Annotated in this window: 13 protein-coding genes and 2 pseudogenes; 8 read left to right on the top strand and 7 right to left on the bottom strand. The window is 69.7% G+C overall.

What is annotated here, in order from left to right:
- Window positions 1–434 precede the first annotated feature (434 nt).
- A pseudogene (locus tag S1361_RS21160) lies at window positions 435–1,125 on the top strand (PP2C family protein-serine/threonine phosphatase); the annotation flags it as partial.
- A 30-nt stretch (window positions 1,126–1,155) separates the two neighbouring features.
- Here the strand turns inward: S1361_RS21160 and S1361_RS21155 are convergent.
- Complete coding sequence (locus tag S1361_RS21155) at window positions 1,156–1,638, bottom strand: DUF5994 family protein (RefSeq protein ID WP_243769247.1); 483 nt, start codon at window positions 1,636–1,638, stop codon at window positions 1,156–1,158.
- 546 nt (window positions 1,639–2,184) lie between these two features.
- On the opposite strand from S1361_RS21155, the gene S1361_RS21150 reads away from it, so the two are divergent.
- From S1361_RS21150 to S1361_RS21135, 5 genes are all read left to right on the top strand, one after another.
- Window positions 2,185–2,388 (top strand): cold-shock protein, encoded by a 204-nt coding sequence (locus S1361_RS21150; protein ID WP_048585022.1) that lies wholly within the window; start codon window positions 2,185–2,187, stop codon window positions 2,386–2,388.
- A gap of 180 nt (window positions 2,389–2,568) precedes the next feature.
- Window positions 2,569–4,059, top strand: coding sequence for a DEAD/DEAH box helicase (locus tag S1361_RS21145; RefSeq protein ID WP_208033374.1), 1,491 nt, complete (start codon window positions 2,569–2,571; stop codon window positions 4,057–4,059).
- 104 nt (window positions 4,060–4,163) lie between these two features.
- Window positions 4,164–4,511: a CBS domain-containing protein gene (locus tag S1361_RS39310; protein WP_425086977.1), complete on the top strand. Its 348-nt coding sequence runs from the start codon at window positions 4,164–4,166 to the stop codon at window positions 4,509–4,511.
- 61 nt (window positions 4,512–4,572) lie between these two features.
- Window positions 4,573–4,893, top strand: coding sequence for an SCO5918 family protein (locus S1361_RS21140; RefSeq protein WP_208033373.1), 321 nt, complete (start codon window positions 4,573–4,575; stop codon window positions 4,891–4,893).
- Between the two features lie 861 nt (window positions 4,894–5,754).
- On the top strand, window positions 5,755–6,099 hold the full coding sequence (locus S1361_RS21135; protein WP_208033372.1) for a helix-turn-helix domain-containing protein: 345 nt from the start codon (window positions 5,755–5,757) through the stop codon (window positions 6,097–6,099).
- A 643-nt stretch (window positions 6,100–6,742) separates the two neighbouring features.
- Here the strand turns inward: S1361_RS21135 and S1361_RS40355 are convergent.
- The 6 genes and pseudogenes from S1361_RS40355 to S1361_RS21110 form a co-directional block, all read right to left on the bottom strand.
- Window positions 6,743–6,913, bottom strand: a pseudogene (locus tag S1361_RS40355) (excisionase family DNA-binding protein).
- Window positions 6,914–6,987: 74 nt separating this feature from the next.
- Window positions 6,988–8,163: a zinc-dependent alcohol dehydrogenase gene (locus tag S1361_RS21130; RefSeq protein WP_208033371.1), complete on the bottom strand. Its 1,176-nt coding sequence runs from the start codon at window positions 8,161–8,163 to the stop codon at window positions 6,988–6,990.
- Window positions 8,160–9,098, bottom strand: a complete 939-nt coding sequence (locus S1361_RS21125; protein ID WP_208033370.1) for an SRPBCC family protein — start codon at window positions 9,096–9,098, stop codon at window positions 8,160–8,162. The genes S1361_RS21130 and S1361_RS21125 overlap by 4 nt, the downstream gene beginning before the upstream one ends.
- Window positions 9,099–9,389: 291 nt before the next feature.
- Window positions 9,390–10,565, bottom strand: a complete 1,176-nt coding sequence (locus S1361_RS21120; RefSeq protein ID WP_208033369.1) for a glutathione-independent formaldehyde dehydrogenase — start codon at window positions 10,563–10,565, stop codon at window positions 9,390–9,392.
- A 309-nt stretch (window positions 10,566–10,874) separates the two neighbouring features.
- Window positions 10,875–11,993 (bottom strand): hypothetical protein, encoded by a 1,119-nt coding sequence (locus S1361_RS21115; protein WP_208033368.1) that lies wholly within the window; start codon window positions 11,991–11,993, stop codon window positions 10,875–10,877.
- Window positions 11,994–12,360: 367 nt separating this feature from the next.
- Window positions 12,361–13,239 carry a hypothetical protein gene (locus tag S1361_RS21110; RefSeq protein ID WP_208033367.1) on the bottom strand — a complete coding sequence of 293 codons (879 nt, stop codon included), beginning with the start codon at window positions 13,237–13,239 and terminating at the stop codon, window positions 12,361–12,363.
- A gap of 92 nt (window positions 13,240–13,331) precedes the next feature.
- Here S1361_RS21110 and S1361_RS21105 point away from each other — a divergent pair, with 92 nt between their 5' ends.
- Window positions 13,332–13,643, top strand: coding sequence for a hypothetical protein (locus S1361_RS21105; protein WP_208033366.1), 312 nt, complete (start codon window positions 13,332–13,334; stop codon window positions 13,641–13,643).
- 136 nt (window positions 13,644–13,779) lie between these two features.
- Complete coding sequence (locus S1361_RS21100; RefSeq protein ID WP_208033365.1) at window positions 13,780–16,902, top strand: FG-GAP repeat domain-containing protein; 3,123 nt, start codon at window positions 13,780–13,782, stop codon at window positions 16,900–16,902.
- Window positions 16,903–16,947: the final 45 nt, after the last annotated feature.

The following is a 16,947-nucleotide window of genomic DNA, read 5'->3' as shown; positions in this document are numbered from 1 at the left end:
ACGTTCGGGATCGGCGCATTGCCGAGGCCCCAGCGAGCCCTCACCAGCATCGCGGCTTCCTCCGCCGGCACATCGGCACCCGCCGCCTCGCCGGGGTGGGGAATCCGCTCTTCGCCCAAGCCGAGGCAGGCTGAAGGAAGTGAGCGACGGGATGTCGGGAGCGGGCAGACGGAAGTGCCCGCCGATCCAGTCCTGGAGAACGCGCGCCAACCGTCCAGAGCTGAGGGCGATGTCCCGCTGTGAGGCGGTCATGGGCAGGATGTCGGCCAGGTCTCCCGTCGCGAGGACCGACTGAGCCTGTGGTGTGGCCCAGTGCCACTGGGCGTGCCGGGCCGAGGGCCGGGGAAGCGGGAGCCGGTCCTCACCCGCGCTTGCAGCGATCTCGCCCCCAGCCATGCCGACTGCATCCGCTCGTAGTCGTCCAGGGCCACGCCGCCGCGGAAATCCAGTGGTTCCTGCTGCCACCGCTGGCGATGATCAGGCCCAGGGTCGCCGTGGCCGGAATCCTGGAACCCGCCTATGACGTGGGGGGACAGCTTCGATTACGCCCTCAACGGGGACGTCCTCCACGCGGTCGTGATCGACGCGATGGGGCACGGCCTGGACGCGGCCACGATGGCCACCGTGGCCATCGGCGCCTACCGCCACGCCCGCCGCGCCGGCATCGGGCTGTCGGAGATCTACGACTTCACGGACCGCGCGGTGGCGGAGCAGTTCGGTCCCGAGCACTTCGCCACCGCGCAGATGATGCAGCTGGACACGACGACAGGTCGGGTCCAGTGGGTCAATGCCGGGCACCCGCCGCCGGTCCTCGCCCGCAACCACCGCGTCGCGGGCCGCCTGGCGGCCCCGACGACCCTCCCGGTCGGCCTGGGTGGTGCGGAGCCACGGATCAGCGAGCTGGGGCTGGAACGCGGGGACCGCGTCCTCTGCTTCACCGATGGACCGGTCGAGGAGCACAGGACCGGCGGGGAGGAGTTCGGGGAGGACCAGCTGATCGACTGTGTGAACCATCTGGAAAGGACCGGCCGCGGGGTCCGGGCGGTGACGCACACGCTCAAGCGGGCGCGGGGCGGACGCACCACGGAGGACGCGACGCTGCTCATGGTGGAGTGGCGCGGCTGACCTCACCGGCCTCGGTCGAGCCGCGGCGCGTCAGTCCGGCGGCTCCTGCCCGCTCCCGGTATCGATGAGGATCTGTTCCGCCTTGCTGACGTTGTCTGCCCGGACCGCCTGGGCCATCGCGGCGCGGGCGGCCTCGGGTGTCGCGTTCGGCGGAACCACCAGCAGCGAGAAGAGGTCCCGGTCGCCCCGGGTGATCAGGACGGTGTCGTCGCCCACGGGGAAGGAGTCGATGTGCACCACCCGGTCGTCGACGACGATCCGCGTCAGGAGCCCTTGCCAGGCCGCGGTGTCCAGCCCGACGCGGGTGACCGGCCCGAGGTGGCTGGTGAGGGCGCTCAGCAGCTCGGGCAGCTCGGCAGCGATGTCGCGCGACCGCGGCCACCACGCACCATCCAGCACACCTTCCCGCGACTCCGTCGTCTCCAGCCGGAGGAGCGCGCACCCCGGCCGTACGGCCTCGTGAACGCCGCTCGGCAGATGCGGGGAATCAGGGGGTGAATCAGAGCCGGTCATGAGGACCACCCGTCTTCGGGAGCCGGTGCGAACACGCGACTCGCCTCGCTCCTCCCACGCTACTCCCCATGCTCCCTCCAATCTCTGGGCCTACCTGACCGACGTGGGCCTGATCACCATCGACTGGACTTCGCACAAGACGCCCGCCACCGCGGGGCGAGGTCTCACGGAAGATGTGACCTTTGTCGCGGTACAGGAGTCTCAGACGCGTTCGCCGTTGTACCGACCGCTGATGACGGTGCAGCGGCACATGTCCCGTCGAGGGAGGTCACAGGGCTGTGGGTGGACGTACACGACAGGAAGGCCGCGCCCACGGAGAGCAATATCTGTGCCCGTGAAATGAGATATAGGTGCGGGGTACGACGAGTATTCCTCGGCTGCCCGGCGGAGCGGAATTATCCACCACGCAAGGCCGATCGCACCGTGCTACTGTCGATCTCAGTTGCAGGTGTGGTTGCCAGAAGGTTTTTCCGACGGCTGATCATCACGGCGACACGGAATGCGCACAGGGCGTATTCCTGACACCGCCTCCGAAGGAGAAACAACATGACTACTGGCACCGTGAAGTGGTTCAACGCCGAAAAGGGCTTCGGCTTCATCGAGCAGGACGGCGGCGGCCCCGACGTCTTCGCCCACTACTCGAACATCGCCGCCCAGGGCTTCCGCGAGCTGCAGGAAGGCCAGAAGGTGTCGTTCGACATCGCCCAGGGCCAGAAGGGCCCGACGGCCGAGAACATCGTTCCCGCCTGACGCACCGGCACCGCCGCGCACTTCGCAGCTGGGGCCCGCACCTTGGAGTGCGAGCCCCAGCTCGCTTCATTTCCAGGGTGATTCGACCCTGTCGTTTTCGGCCCGTTCTCGCGATTCTCTGCGCCGCTCATTCTGCTGCGGAAATTCCTTGATACGTGCCCGCATCGAGGAAGGTTCCGCATGAACCGCACCCGCTCCACAGGCGCACGCACCAATCGCACATACGACCGTTTCGGAGGAAGCGCCGCCGCGAACCGCTCCGGCGTTCCGCGCCGTTCCGCCGGTTACGGAAACCGACAGCCCGCGGGGAGCGAGTTCGCGCCGCCGAAGACGGTCACGCCCGCGTTGCCCGCTGTCGAGGCGTTCGCCGATCTCGCCATGCCGGCGCCGTTGCTGACCACGCTCGGCCACGAAGGCGTGACCGTACCGTTCCCGATCCAGGCGGCCACCCTGCCGAACTCCCTGGCCGGCCGTGACGTGCTCGGCCGCGGTCGCACCGGGTCGGGCAAGACTCTCGCCTTCGGCCTTGCGGTCCTCGCCCGTACGGCGGGCCGGCGCGCCGAGCCGCGCCGGCCACTGGCTCTGATCCTCGTCCCCACCCGTGAGCTGGCCCAGCAGGTCACCGACGCGCTCGGTCCCTATGCCCGCTCGGTGAGCCTGCGGCTCGCCACCGTCGTCGGCGGAATGTCCATCGGCAGGCAGGCCGGTGCGCTGCGTGCCGGCGCCGAGGTGGTCGTCGCCACGCCCGGTCGGCTCAAGGACCTCATCGACCGGCGCGACTGCCGGCTCGACGACGTCGGCATCACGGTGCTCGACGAGGCCGACCAGATGACCGACATGGGCTTCATGCCCCAGGTCACCGCCCTGCTCGACCAGGTGCGTCCCGGGGGTCAGCGGATGCTGTTCTCGGCCACCCTGGACCGCAACGTCGACCTGCTGGTCCGCCGCTACCTGACCGACCCGGTGGTCCACTCCGTCGACCCGTCGGCCGGTGCCGTCAGCACGATGGAGCACCACGTACTCCACGTGCACGACGCGGACAAGCACCGCACGACCACCGAGATCGCGGCCCGGGACGGCCGGGTCATCATGTTCCTGGACACCAAGCACGCCGTGGACCGGCTGACCAGGCACCTGCTGGACAGTGGTGTCCGCGCCGCGGCCCTGCACGGTGGCCGGTCCCAGCCGCAGCGCACCCGGACCCTGGCGCAGTTCAAGGACGGTCACGTCACCGTCCTGGTGGCCACCAACGTCGCGGCCCGCGGTATCCACATCGACAGCCTCGACCTGGTCGTCAACGTGGATCCGCCCAGCGACCACAAGGACTACCTGCACCGTGGCGGCCGTACGGCCCGCGCCGGGGAGTCCGGCAGCGTCGTCACCCTGGTGACCCCCGGCCAACGCCGCGGAATGACCCGGCTGATGGCCTCGGCCGGCATCACCCCGCGCGTCACCCCGGTCCGCTCGGGCGAGGCGGAGCTGAGCCGCATCACAGGCGCCCAGGCGCCCTCCGGGGTCCCTGTGGTCATCACCGCGCCCGTCGTGGAACGCACCCGCCGCGCGCCTTCGCCGTCCAGGGACCGCCGGGGCCGCACCGGCCAGGGCCGACCCGCCGACGCGGGGGCGCGCCGCAGGGCACAGCGGCGGCCCGGGAACGACTCGGCTGCTTAGGCCGGCGCAGTCCCCGGAGCCTCCTCGGCCTCCCGGAAGCCGCCGTGCTCTCCCGGGGCCGCAAGCGCCGCCAAGCCGACCATCCCCTACCGAAGGAGACAGCCTTGACCCCAGCGCGGACGCAGTACCGCAGGCCGGACCCCACCCCCGTTCCCGTGGTCGACGACCGCGAAGGGCACGGGCCTCGGGTATGTGACGACATGACCGTCGAGGTGGCTTTGTCCGTCATGGCGAGTGCCCGGGTCGAGTACCTGACCGTGTGCGACGGGGACGACGAGAGCACGGGCTTGGTCACCCGGCTCCGGCTCGCCGTTCTCCGCGATAGTTCCGCGTACACGGACCGGATCCGTCTGCGGGACGTCCTCGACGTACCACTGCCCTCACCCGGCGGCCGCTCGGGCGGCGTCGGTGAGTGCGGCCGGGTTCCGGGCGTACTCGCCCTCTCGTGCTGATCGGTCTCGCCCCGGGCGGCCCGTTCTCCTTCCCCCTGCGACTTCTCCCCTGTGAGGCATCATGCGCTGTGTCATCGCCCGGTACCCGTTCGACCTGACCAGGACCGGGGTTCTGGCCTCGATGAAGGGCGTCAGGCCCGAGCTCGTCACGGGGGCGTCCGTGACCATCGGCCGCCGCCGCTACTCCGTCAAACAGGTGGGCCAGGTCAGCACGCGACAGGACCCCCGTGACTTCACCGCCGGCGAGGTCGTGCGGGCCATGACGCGTCTCGGCTTCACCTGCCACGACCGACCCGAGGGCGCGCCCGTCGGCGAGGGTGGACCCACTCTCCTCCGAACCGCTTCCGCACTGCTCGGCGGCACCGGCCCCGTGGCCGTGTGAGGACGGGCGCGAGACCGCCCTCAGAATCCCGGTGGGGGCCCTGCCGACGCACGTCGGCAGGGCCCCCACCGCTGTGTCGCCGTCCGCTCGGAAAGCGCCGGCCGGGCAACGGCGCCCGTTCTCCGGAATACCGAGGCTGCCCTGCAGGATCCGAGCGAGATGAAAGTGCAGATGCGTGGGCGCCTCGCCGCGATCGGGCCGGTCCCTCGCGGACCGCGCGCGCTCGGACTCCACCGCGGCGGAGATGACGGCGAGCAGCTCATCAGGGTTCGGCATGAGCAGTTGCGCGCTCGGCAGGAGGCGGCTTCCGCCAACCGGTGAGCCGCGATCGTGGCAGGCTTCTTCCTTCCCGAGAAGGGGGAAATCTACTGTGGTACGAGTAGATTTTCGTTCCTGACATGGGTACGGTTCTTCTCGTAGACACGGTCGAGCGAGACCCGCCAGACACGAACTGGCGGTGGCTGAATACGAAGTACGCAGGTCAGTGCGGCTCTCGAGCCTCGAAGCCAGAGTGTTCCCAGAACGGTGACGGGACCGAGAGCCGCACTGGGCGGCTCGCACGCCCGGGAGCTGCCAAAGCAGTACCGGTTCACTCAGTGGTTGGTTCGAAGAGGAACGGAGGAGCAGACGCCATCAGGATCGCCCGGCCCGAGACACTCGGCCCGGGTACCGCAAGACCCCGGAATGGATGGTGGTCCCCGGTCAAGCAGCTGCGATCCCCCGCACCCCCCTCTGCCGGGCCGGGTAGCGGAAACAGAAGGTCGGCACAGCAGTAGGGCCGACAGATGGTGTTCAATTTCCTTCGGGGCCCTGGTGCCGTACGGCACCAGGGCCCCTCGACGCGTTGCACAGCGAGGTGACATGACATCGGACAACCCTCTGAATGATCGTCTGGACGACGACGACTATCCCGCGTACACGATGGGCCGGGCGGCCGAGATGCTCGGCACCACCCCGGCCTTCCTCCGGGCCATCGGTGAGGCTCGTCTGATCACTCCGCTCCGCTCGGAGGGAGGACATCGCCGGTACTCCCGCTACCAACTGCGGATCGCCGCGCGCGCCCGCGAGCTCGTCGACAAGGGGACTCCGATCGAGGCCGCGTGCCGCATCGTCATCCTCGAGGACCAGCTCGAGGAAGCGCAGCGCATCAACGCCGAGTACCGCCGTGCCGCCAGCGAATCGGCGGGCAGTACCGGCTCCGGCTGAACACGTGGGCTCGGGCCGTATCCGGAACGCCGTCTGGCCGAAGGAGACCACGGCCCGGAAAGTCGCCCGCCGGCATCGACCACTCGCCCGCGCGGAACGCGACGAAGAGACCCGCATCGGCTCCTCCGACCCAACCGGCGGGCTGTGCACTCGCCGAGTGTCCCCGGGTTGGTCGACGGAGACAGCGGCACCAAGCGCGGAGCCCGTTCACGCAAGCACCTCGGGCGGCGTCCTTCGACGCCGTGCCCAGTGTGGCGCGCTCCAGACCAGGCCGTCAGGTTCCTTCTCGGTGAACCATGCGAGGTACGACGACTCGGACGTCCGCGCCGGACTTGGTGGGGCGGGAGCGCGCTTGCCATTGGTCCGCTCGGGCTCGGCGAGGCGGACGCGGATCACGAGGTTGTCGGCGTGGACGTCCCGGCGGCGGAGGCCGGCCGGCTCTTCCGGGCGCAATCGGGCCGTAGGCGCCGAGGTAGACCACGAGCCGCCAGCGGATACCGCTCGCGTCGGCAAGGGCGTCGACCTGGGCGACGGTGGCGATACGCCGCGCAGTAGGTGTCCGTACAGATCCTCGGTTCGGACGGCCGGCTCCCGTTCCTCGACCCACTTCTCGGCGTGGACGCGGAAGTCGACCGCCCCCGCATCAGGAGCGCGCCAGTCCCGTGAACTCCTCGACCCCGTTCTCCGCAATTGCGCACATGCCGGCCGGCCTTCACGTACCGGATGCGCCGTTCTACGATCAGCCGCCGGGGAAATCGGCGGGCGCGCCGAGCAGTCCGGCGACCCGGTCGACGGACAGGTAGCGGTCCTTCAGGCTCTCCTTCCGTTCCCGGGGCAGGTTCGAGTGAGGCGGCGAGCCAGGCTTCCCCGGTGCTGCGGCCGGTGCCCTCACGGCTTGAGGACGACCTTCTCGCAGTGGTCCTTCTTGTTCTTGAACAGGTCGTAGCCGGTCGGTGCCTCGGTCAGGGGCAGTCGGTGGGTGATGATCCGGGTGGGGTCGATCCTGCCCTGCTCGATCATGTCCAGCAGCGGCTTCATGTACTTGTGCACGTGGCACTGCCCGGTGCGCAGGGTCAGGGACCTGTTCATCCAGGCACCCGCCGGGAACTTGTCGATCAGTCCGCCGTAGACGCCGATGACCGACACCACGCCGCCGCTCCGGCAGGACAGGATGGCCTGGCGCAGGGCGTGCGGCCGGTCGGTCTCGGAGCGGACCGCCTGCTTGGCGCGGTCGTAGAGGTGGACGTGGGAGGCACCGTGGGTGGCCTCCATGCCGACCGCGTCGATGCACTTGTCGGGGCCCCGGCCGCCGGTGAGTTCGAGCAGGGCGGACCGGACGTCGGTGTCCTCGAAGTTGATGGTGGTGTAGCCCTGGGCGGCGGCCATGTCGAGCCGGTAGGTCTCCTTGTCGATCGCGATGACCTTCTCCGCGCCGAGGACCCGGGCGCTGTCCATGGCGAACTGGCCTACCGGACCGGCGCCCCAGACGGCGACGACGTCGCCTTCCTGGATGTCGCACATGTCGGCGCCCATGTACCCGGTCGGCAGGATGTCGGACAGGAACAGCACCTGCTCGTCGGTGAGGTCCGACTCGATCTTGAGGGCGTTGGCGTCGGCGAGCACCACGCGGGCGTACTCGGCCTGACCGCCGGCGAAGCCACCGGTGAGATGGGAGTAGCCGTAGATACCGGCGGTGGGATGGCCGAAGAACTTCTCCGAGATGCCCGCGTTGGGGTTGGTGTTCTCGCAGCAGGAGTACAGCTCCGCGCGGCAGGACGCGCAGGCGCCGCATGCGATGGGGAAGGGCACGACGACGCGGTCGCCGACGCGCAGTTTGCCGTCGGTGATGCCGGGGCCGACCTCGACGACCTCTCCCATGAACTCGTGGCCCATGATGTCGCCCTTTTGCATGGTGGGGACGTAGCCGTCGAGCAGGTGGAGGTCGGAGCCGCAGATCGCCGTCGAGGTGATCTTCACGATGGCGTCGCGGCTGTTCATGATCGAGGGGTCGGGGACGTCCTGCACCTCGACCGAGTTGCGTCCCGTCCAGCAGTTCGCCTTCATGCCAGGGTCTCCTTCAGTTCGTCCTCGGTCAGCGGCCGGGCCGGGTGCTGCGGGAACTCTCCGCGGGCCCGCTTGCCGCCGGGTGCGCCCTCGGAGCGGACGACCTCGCCTGTCTCCGCGATCTGCTTGAAGCGGCGCAGGTCGTCGTCCAGCTGCTGGTGCGGTTCCTCGCCGAAGTAGCGCGCCGCGGCCTGGCCCAGCGCCCCGCCGGGCAGGTCGTAGCGCAGGGTCACCCGGATCTCCGTGCCCCGGCCGCCGGGGGCGGGCTCGAAGCGGACCTCGCCGGAGTTGTCGATGTCGGCGCCGTCCACCGACCGCCAGGCGATCAGCCGGCCGGCGACTTCCTCCGTGGTTTCGGCGTCCCATTCGACCGTCTTGCCGAACGGCGCGCCGGCCCGCCAGTGACTGGTGCGCGGGCCGGTGACGCGCACCTCCTCCAGGTGTGCCATGAAGTCCGGCAGCCGCTCCAGGTCCCTCCAGAGGGCGTAGACCTCGTCCGGGGGCCGGCTGACGGTGGTGGTCGCGGTCAGGTCCATGGGGGTGCTCCTACGGGTGCGGGTCACGGCCGCGTAGACGTCCGTGACCGTGAGGGCGGTGACCGCGGCGGTCGCGGCGACGGTGCGGCCCAGGCCGCGGCCGTTGTGGTTCCGCAGGGCCCGGGTCAGCATCGTCAGGTCCATGAGGTCGCCGCCGACGCGGCCCCAGAGCCAGGCGGGATGCGGTCGCCCCAGCAGCCCCGTCGCCGCCGCCAGCTCGCGCACACCGACGGCGGTCGTCGCCGAGCGGTGCCGGAAGGCGTCGCCGACGCCCAAGGCCCGGGCGAAGCCCGCCGGGGCGACGACCTGGGGCACGCCCAGGAGCGCGCTGGCCCAGCCGAGGCCGCGGACGAGCGGATCGTGCTGGAGGCGGGAGGTGGAACGGGTGTCTGTCTTCATGAGTGCTCCCCACGTGCGGTGAGGTGAACGGAAGGCCGGCCACTTGAGCGAGAAGGTGAAAGGCGCAGAGTGGACAACGGCGGAGTTTCCGCGTGGACCACTGCCAATCCTCGGCTTCTGTCACCCGCCGGCAGCGCAGTGGTGAGCCGGACACGGTTGGTCCCCACTGCCGGATACGACAGGAGCGCAGGCGACGGTTGCCCGTCCGGCCCCGGCCGGAGCCGGGGTCGGACGCCGCTCGTCGGCCGGCCCGGTGTCGGGGGGAGCAGGCGGGCGGCGGCCCTGTGCTCCCTACTGCTTGTGGCCGTTGCCGTGTCCGTCGGGGTGCAGGACGACCTTGGTCCAGCCGTCGTCACGGGCGTCGAAGTGCTCGTAGGCGGTGGGGGCCTCGTCGAGGCTGAGTTCGTGGGAGACGACGAAGCTCGGCTCCGCCTTCCCGCCGGCGATCAGGTCCCGCAGGGCGCGGTTGTACTTCTTCACCGGCGCCTGCCCGGTCCCCATGTGCTGGCCCTTGAACCACATCATGCCGAAGTCGATCGGGACCTTGCCCTGGGCCTCCATCTCTCCCTGGGCCTCCGCGCCACCGGGGTCCTGGGGCAGGAACACGCCCACCACGCCGATGTCACCGGTGAACCTGACCGAGTCGATCAGGCCGTTGAGCGTGAGGCTGGCGTCCTCGTGCCCCTCGGGGTCGTGCGCCTGGTAGCCGACGCATTCGCAGCCGTTGTCGGCGCCCAGACCGAGGGTGGCCTCCTTGACGACCTCCGCCGGGTTCTGCTCGGCGGTGTTGATCGGGATGGCTCCGATCTCCTCCGCCTTGCGCAGCCGGTCGGGCTGGTGGTCGGCCGTCCAGACGCGGCCGGCGCCCTTGAGGAGGGCGGAGTAGGTCGCCATCAGCCCGACGGGACCGGCACCGAAGACGATGGTCTGGTCGCCCGGCTTGACGTGGGCCATCTCGGTGGCGTGATAGCCGGTGGGGAAGATGTCGGCGAGCATCACGTAGTCGGTCTGCCGCTCGGCGGCGTCCTCGCCCAGACGCAGCGCGTTGAAGTCGCCGTAGGGCACGCGCAGCAGCTCCGCCTGGCCGCCCTGGTAGGGGCCCATGTCGGCGAATCCGTAGGCGGCTCCCGCGAGGTCCGGTTCCGGCTGCATGGTCAGGCAGTAGTTGGTCAGCCCCTGCTCGCACTGCTTGCAGAACCCGCAGGCGATGTTGAAGGGCAGGACCACGTACTCGCCTACCTGGACCTTGCGGACGGCCGAGCCGACCTCCACGACCTGGCCCATGTTCTCGTGTCCCAGGGTGCGGCCGGACTCGAACGAGGTGCGGCCCTCGTACATGTGCAGGTCCGAACCGCAGATGTTGGTGGTGGTGATCTTGACGATGATGTCGCAGGGGTGTTCGATCTTCGCGTCCGGTACGTCCTTCACTGTGACCGTTCGCGGTCCTTCATATACCGCTGCCTTCATGATGACTTCCCTCGATGTCGCGGCATGACCGCGGCACGGCGATGACGAGACGGCGCAAAGAGCCTGACTCTCGGAAGTTGCCATGACGGGGTACGTGGCTCCGGCACGCCTCTGCGGGCCGTTCACCCGGATCAGGTGGAACGGTGGTTCCGCCGCCGGCCTGCTCGGCGGAGCTTCGGCACTCCGACGGCGTGCGGTGCGGGTCCCCGTCGACATTCGACGTGAAACGACCCTTCGTCGAACGATCAGCAGATTTTTCGTACTCGGCCGGCCACCGGCCAAGAACACCTCTTCGACTCAGGTCACCAGCTATTCACCGTGGTCGTCCGCCAGCATGCGGCGACGTTCCTGTTCGCGCTTGGAATAGGCGGCTGCCCGGATCGCCTCGTCGCTCTCCAGACCGGATCCCAGCGCGCCGCCCACCGTGGCGATCGAAGCGACGAACCAGGACAGCGTCCAGTACTCCGTGGCTTGCAGCGGGGTCCGTGTCATCTCGGCGAAGACTTCGTCGTTGAGGATGAAGAGCGCCCACGCCAAGTTGATGACCAACAGACCCGCGTAACAGACGGCCACGCCGATGCCCACGGTCACGACCGTGGACGCGTTGTAGAGAGCCGTCCTCTTCCTCTCCTCCGGCGAGGCCTCCGTCGATCGATGCCACAGGTGAGCATCCACGATCAGCCAGCCGATCATGAGCGCGACGGACCCGACCATGGCGATCACGAGACGCGGCGTGCTCAGGGCCTCGGACAGGCCCCAGACGGTGGAGTTCACGGTGGCGACCGCTCCCGTGGCGAGTGCGGCCGCCAGGGCTTTCGACAGACCCGGCACCAACCGCCACGGCTGGTTGGCGCGGACCATGCCGCCGAGCACCCTCAGGTAACCGCGCGGCCCGCTGACGACGTACCGCAGATCGGTGGTCTCCTCCTCACCGATCGGGCCCGGGTGAACAGGCGCAAGACGACTGACGAAGCGTCCCAGCGGCTGGCGCTGCGGAGGTTCCCCGGCTCCAGTGGCTTGCCGACTCGCCAAGCTGAGCACGGTCTCCTCCACCGCCCGCAGGGCCCTTCCGCGAAACCGCAGACCTCCCAGCGCGGGAAGGGACAGCAGTGCCAAGCCGAGCTCATGACTCAGATCCACCACGAGCTTGCGCCCGTGCGAGTGCAGCGGAAGGTCGGTGAGGGCGACGACGATGTCCCAATGCTCCGCACGCCTGCGGTCCATGATCCGGCGCGTCAACGTTGACAGGTCCTCGGTCCCCACGGTGAACGGCTCACTGACCACCTCGACGTCGAACCGCCGCCCTTGGCCCGGCTTGTCGGCGAGTCGAGCAGGAAGCACCTGGGCCAAGCGCTGCGCGATCTCCGTCGGCGCGTCCGGATCCGCCAGGAGAGCCACGACCGTAACGCCCTGCGACGACTCCCGCATGACCGGACCCTTCTCGTCGGCTGCCCCCGCCGCTCACCAGTGCTCCCAGGATGCCTCTGGGACAACGACGGCGCCCCCTGACACGCTGCCCTCCGTCGGCGGGCGAACCGGGACGGTGACAACTGCCCCAGTGCAAGGAACACAAGGGTCGGCCGAGACGGGCCTTATCAGTTTTCGTCTCGTTCAGCACCGGAACGCTGGACAAGACACTGAGCGGGTTCTTCATGCCCGACCACGCCAAGCGCACCTCCACAGCTTCCCGAGCTGAGAGCGCGAGTTCGCTTCTCGTCACCCGTTCCACAGTACGCAGCGCGTCTCAGGCAGGGGCCGGCCAAGCCGGAGTACAGCGGGGTGCCGGCCCGCCGTATCACCAGGGCAGGGGCTCAGGGCGGCGGTTCCACCACCATCCGTGGGGCGAGGCGGTGCCCTCCGCCGGAAGCAGCTCCTTGCGGAGGAGACCGTCGGTGTCGTCGGCTGTCAGCCCGGCGAAGAGGGCGTCCAAGGACTCAAGGGCGTTGTGCATCAGTGCGGAGACCGTCCCGGGGAGTTGTTCGCTCACCCGCTCGAGTTCGTCCCTCGCCTCAAGTCGTTCAAGGTACAGATCAGGTGGACACCAGCCGGACGGGGCCCATGCGGATTCCATGTGCCGGACGAGTTTCTCCCAGGCCCCCAGGGAACTCCTCGCTTCCCAGAACGCTGTTCCCGGCGTGTTGGTCTCCTCCGGGAACATGCGGTGCAGATGCCCGGCGAAAACGTCCAGGACCGGGGTGGCGATCCTCAGTTCGCGGACCACTTCGGGGATGCGGGCGACGGTGACACGCGGAAGTCGGCTGACGGGGGCCTCGACCCTGTCCATCACGTAGTGGGCTTCCTCGTCGCCCGAGTCGTACAGGCGTGCTCTTGTGATCAGCCCGTCTTCCGTGGCCAGCCAGTACGCGCTCGGCGGCACTTCCTCGGCGGGAAAGAGGACGACGGTACCTGCCACCCGGGCGAAGGCCGATGCCAGCCGGCGCTCGCTGGGCTGTGGCTGCACGGACTCCTGGACGTAGATGTCCAGGGACGTGGACACGTCCCCCAGCACCGTTGCCATTTCGCAGAACACCAAGGCGTCCCAGTTGCGCAGCTCCTGGTCGGTGTCCTCGTCGGCGACGTCCACCTCCTGCTCGCGCACGTTCAGACACCGCGCGAGTGCCGCTGTGACGGTGCCGAGGCTCAGGGACTCCACGGTGAGGAGGTTGTACGTCATGGCTGGCAGGTCCCCTTGTAGATGGCCAACGCCCGAGCCCACGGACGAGGATTCATGAGCCACCTGGACGACGCAAGGAGCGCACCGCGCCGATGAACAGCCCTTCCCCCGTGGACGACGACCGCGGCTGCCTCCGCCTGGTCTTCGCCGTGCCACTCTTCCTGCTCACCGTCATCGCTGCCTGCTTCTGCTGGGCGGCGCTCACCATCCGCCCGTCCGGGCCCTGGGATGACGACGCGTACGCAGCCATCGTCCTGGCGTGCGTCCTCACCATAGGGGCGGCCGGTGCCGCGGCGGTGTTGTGGGTGCTGCCGCCCGTACGGAGGGTCATGCGGTGGTGGTGCACAGGGCCGGCCCTGTTGCTCGCGGTGGTCGCGTCGGTGCGGTGGTGGATGGGCGGCTGATCACTTACCGGCCTGGGGTTCGTTGTTGTGAACGTGATCAAGCGGTCCCCCTGCCGTCACCACCCGTCTGGTAAGAGTCGGGTAAGATCCGGCCACTTGTGCGAGGGCGCGGATCCTCGCGGGGAGGGAACATCACGTGGGCAGACACGCCCTGAGACGGGGCGGTCCGGCCGCCGCCGTCTCCTCGCTCGCGGTCGCCGTCGTGGCCGCGTCCGTCGTCGTCCTGTCGGAGGGCGGCGGCTCCGCGGAAGCGACCGAGGCCGACACCACCGCGATCACGCTGGTCGACCCCAGCTCCACCACACCACGCACCGACCGCCCGTACGTCGCGGGCGACACCGGCTTCCTGCACCGGCAGACCGGCAGGACCGGACTGTTGTGGACCGACTACTCGACCGGCAGGACCGTCGCCGTCGAGAACGCCGACGGCGTCTACACCCCCGGCACCGGCTGCACGTACATCGGCTCCGCGTGCCGTGATGCCTGGTACGGCTCGGACAGCGACCTGGTCGCGCTGCCGGCCACGGCCAACGACGCGTACGCCACCCTGTGGGACCCTGCGACGGCCACCTCCAGGAAGGTGAGCTGGAACGGCTCCGTCCAATACGGCCAGGGCTACTACCGGGCCCTCGCCGGCGACACGATCGTCACCACCAACTCCCTGATCGACAAGGTCGACGGCGAGTGGCGCACCCGCAAGGTCACCGGTGACGCGACGAGCGTGGGGAGCGAGGACGTCCTCGCGGCGGACTCCGCCGGTGTGTTCGTGGCGGAGCGCACCTTCGGCACGCTCCGCTACATCGACATCGCGTCGGCCGTGAACACCACCGTGTTCACCAACGCCACGTACGCCTCGCACTACGTCATGAGCGAGGACCGCATCGGCTGGTACCAGGCCGGCACCGCCGAGCTGCACCTGAAGTCCCGCACCGACCTCACCGCTGCCGAGCAGGTCGTCACGCTGCCCGCCGACCCGGGCACGCTCGACGGTGACCCGGTCCTGGTCGGCGACTGGCTGCTGCTGCCGCTGTCCTCCAGCGCACTCGGCTCCAGGCTGCTCGCGGTCGATGTCGACGACCCCTCGGTGCAGCAGACCCTGCTGGCGAGCGCCGGCGCGTACACGCTGGCGGCGGGTGACGGCAGTGCGCTGGTCAGCGGCGGCACCGACGCCACCGACTGGTGGGTGCGGCGGGTGAGCGAGGCCGAGGACGGCACGCTGAAGCTGCAGAAGGTCCAGCAGGCCCCGGCGGTGGAGAACGCCAAGACCGGCATCGCGCTCAGCCGCGGCAGCCTGCGTGTCGCCGAGGACGACCCGAACGCCACCGCGGACACCACGTCCGTGCGCACCCTCACCACCGACGGCTCCGCCACGCTCACGGCGTCCGAGGCCACGGCGAGCGGCTCGATCCACGCCGCCCTCTGCCCGTACGAGGGCACCACGTGCTCGGCGCTGTGGGGGAACCTCGACGCCCGGGACGTCTACCTCGACGCGAACGGCGGCACCGACGAGGGCGAGAGCCTCGGCGATGACCGGCTGGTGGAAATCGGCGGCCACTACCTGGACTTCGGCGGCCAGGGCGGCCGGATCGTCGACGTCTCCGACGACTACGCCGTCTTCGACTCCGGCGGCACCACCCCGGCGCAGTACGTCGGCGAGTTCGGCCAGGGCCAGAAGCTGAAGCGGTCCGTGCGCGCCGCGGCCCTGAACGGCTCCACCCTGTGGAGCGCCACCACCACCGCCGGCCGGCTCACCTCGTACAGCATCCCGTTGGCGAAGACGCTCACCACGGTGACCGTCCCGGGTCTGGCCTGTGTGCCGAGCGAACTCCAGGCGGCGGGACGCTGGGTGTACTGGGCCTGTGGAACGGACTCGGCGGGCGTGTACGACACCAGGGCCGGTACGTCGACGGCGGTCAGCCCCGGCGACGTGCTTCTCGGTGACGGCTTCACCGTCCGCCACGACCATGGCGCGGGCACGCTGGTGCTCACCGAGGCGGCCACCGGCACCACTCGCACGATCGCCTCCGACCTGGCCGGCAAGGGCCCGAGCACGGACCGCCGTTACCGCTGGACGGTCGACGAGTACACCGGTCTGGTGGCCTGGTTCGACGACTACGAGCGCACCCACGTCACCACCACGGGCATCGCCCCGTCCGCCGTGACGGCCTTCGAGACGTCGGTCGGCGACTACGTGGCCCCGGGAGTGTCCTTCCAGGGCACCTGGGTGCTGTCCCGCCCGGTCACCTCCTGGTCGCTCACCTTCACCTCGGTCCAGAGCGGTGCGAACGGCAAGGCCACTCGTACTCTCACCGGAGGCGCGACCCCGGACCGGGTGACGGCGACCTGGAACGGCAGAACGGCGAGCGGGGGTTACTTCCCCAACGGCCACTTCACCTGGACCCTGAAGGCGACCGGCCTCGGCACCGCCACGCCGGGCACGGTGACCAGCGGCAAGGGCTACCTGCAGCGCGGGGCCGCGGTGCGCCGCGACTTCGTCAGCCCCGAGGGCCCGGACGGCCGCGGCGACCTGCTCACCCTGAACTCCTCGGGCGGGCTGACCTTCCACAGCGGCACCGGGACGGGCAGGTTCGGGGACAGGTACACGGGCACCGGCTGGCCCACGACCATCACGGCGATCCCCTTCGGCGACCTCAGCGGCGACCGCTGCAACGACGTCCTCGTCCGCTACAGCAGCGGCGCGCTGCGGCTGTACAAGCCGGGCTGCGGGGCGGCGGTCAAGCCGTCGACGTCGTACACCACCCTCGCGACCAGCGGCTGGACGCAGTACAACGCGCTCACCTCGCCCGGCGACGTGAGCGGTGACGGACGCCCGGACCTGCTCGCGAGGAACTCGTCCACCGGAGCGGTCTACCTCTACAAGGGGACGAGCGACGGCAAGCTCGCCTCCCGCGTCAAGCTCTACGACAACTGGAAGGGCTACAAGAAGATCGTCGGCACCGGTGACATCACCGGCGACGGCAGGGCCGACCTCCTGGCCCAGGACACGTCCAACAACCTCTACCGCTACGACGGCAAGGGCGACGGCACGTTCGCGGCCCGCGTCAAGGTGCTGTCGAACTGGGGCGGCTCGTACAACGCGGTCGTCGGGGTCGGCGACATCACGGACGACGGCAGGCCGGACCTGGTCTCGCGCGACTCCGGTGGCGACGTGTGGCGCAACAGCGGTGACGGAAAGGGCTCGTTCGGTCCGCGGACGCGGATCGCGAGCGGCTGGAGCGGCTACAAGCTCCTTTCGTAAGGGGTGAGTTCGTTCCTCCGAAGGCGCCCGGCGACTTGGTCTCGC

Origin of the sequence: Streptomyces cyanogenus, from assembly GCF_017526105.1 — a bacterium.
GTDB lineage: Bacteria > Actinomycetota > Actinomycetes > Streptomycetales > Streptomycetaceae > Streptomyces > Streptomyces cyanogenus.
The sequence above is the reverse complement of the archived record's forward strand: the minus strand, read 5'-3'. Positions and strand labels throughout refer to the sequence as shown.

What these genes read in the sequence shown, in the direction of transcription:
- S1361_RS21105 (WP_208033366.1), top strand. Translation starts at nt 13,332, where the DNA reads ATGAACAGCCCTTCCCCCGTGGACGACGACCGCGGCTGCCTCCGCCTG.
- S1361_RS21130 (WP_208033371.1), bottom strand. Translation starts at nt 8,163, where the DNA reads ATGAAGGCGAACTGCTGGACGGGACGCAACTCGGTCGAGGTGCAGGAC.
- S1361_RS21145 (WP_208033374.1), top strand. Translation starts at nt 2,569, where the DNA reads ATGAACCGCACCCGCTCCACAGGCGCACGCACCAATCGCACATACGAC.
- S1361_RS21155 (WP_243769247.1), bottom strand. Translation starts at nt 1,638, where the DNA reads ATGACCGGCTCTGATTCACCCCCTGATTCCCCGCATCTGCCGAGCGGC.
- S1361_RS21140 (WP_208033373.1), top strand. Translation starts at nt 4,573, where the DNA reads ATGCGCTGTGTCATCGCCCGGTACCCGTTCGACCTGACCAGGACCGGG.
- S1361_RS21120 (WP_208033369.1), bottom strand. Translation starts at nt 10,565, where the DNA reads ATGAAGGCAGCGGTATATGAAGGACCGCGAACGGTCACAGTGAAGGAC.
- S1361_RS21115 (WP_208033368.1), bottom strand. Translation starts at nt 11,993, where the DNA reads ATGCGGGAGTCGTCGCAGGGCGTTACGGTCGTGGCTCTCCTGGCGGAT.
- S1361_RS21150 (WP_048585022.1), top strand. Translation starts at nt 2,185, where the DNA reads ATGACTACTGGCACCGTGAAGTGGTTCAACGCCGAAAAGGGCTTCGGC.
- S1361_RS21125 (WP_208033370.1), bottom strand. Translation starts at nt 9,098, where the DNA reads ATGAAGACAGACACCCGTTCCACCTCCCGCCTCCAGCACGATCCGCTC.
- S1361_RS21110 (WP_208033367.1), bottom strand. Translation starts at nt 13,239, where the DNA reads ATGACGTACAACCTCCTCACCGTGGAGTCCCTGAGCCTCGGCACCGTC.
- S1361_RS21135 (WP_208033372.1), top strand. Translation starts at nt 5,755, where the DNA reads ATGACATCGGACAACCCTCTGAATGATCGTCTGGACGACGACGACTAT.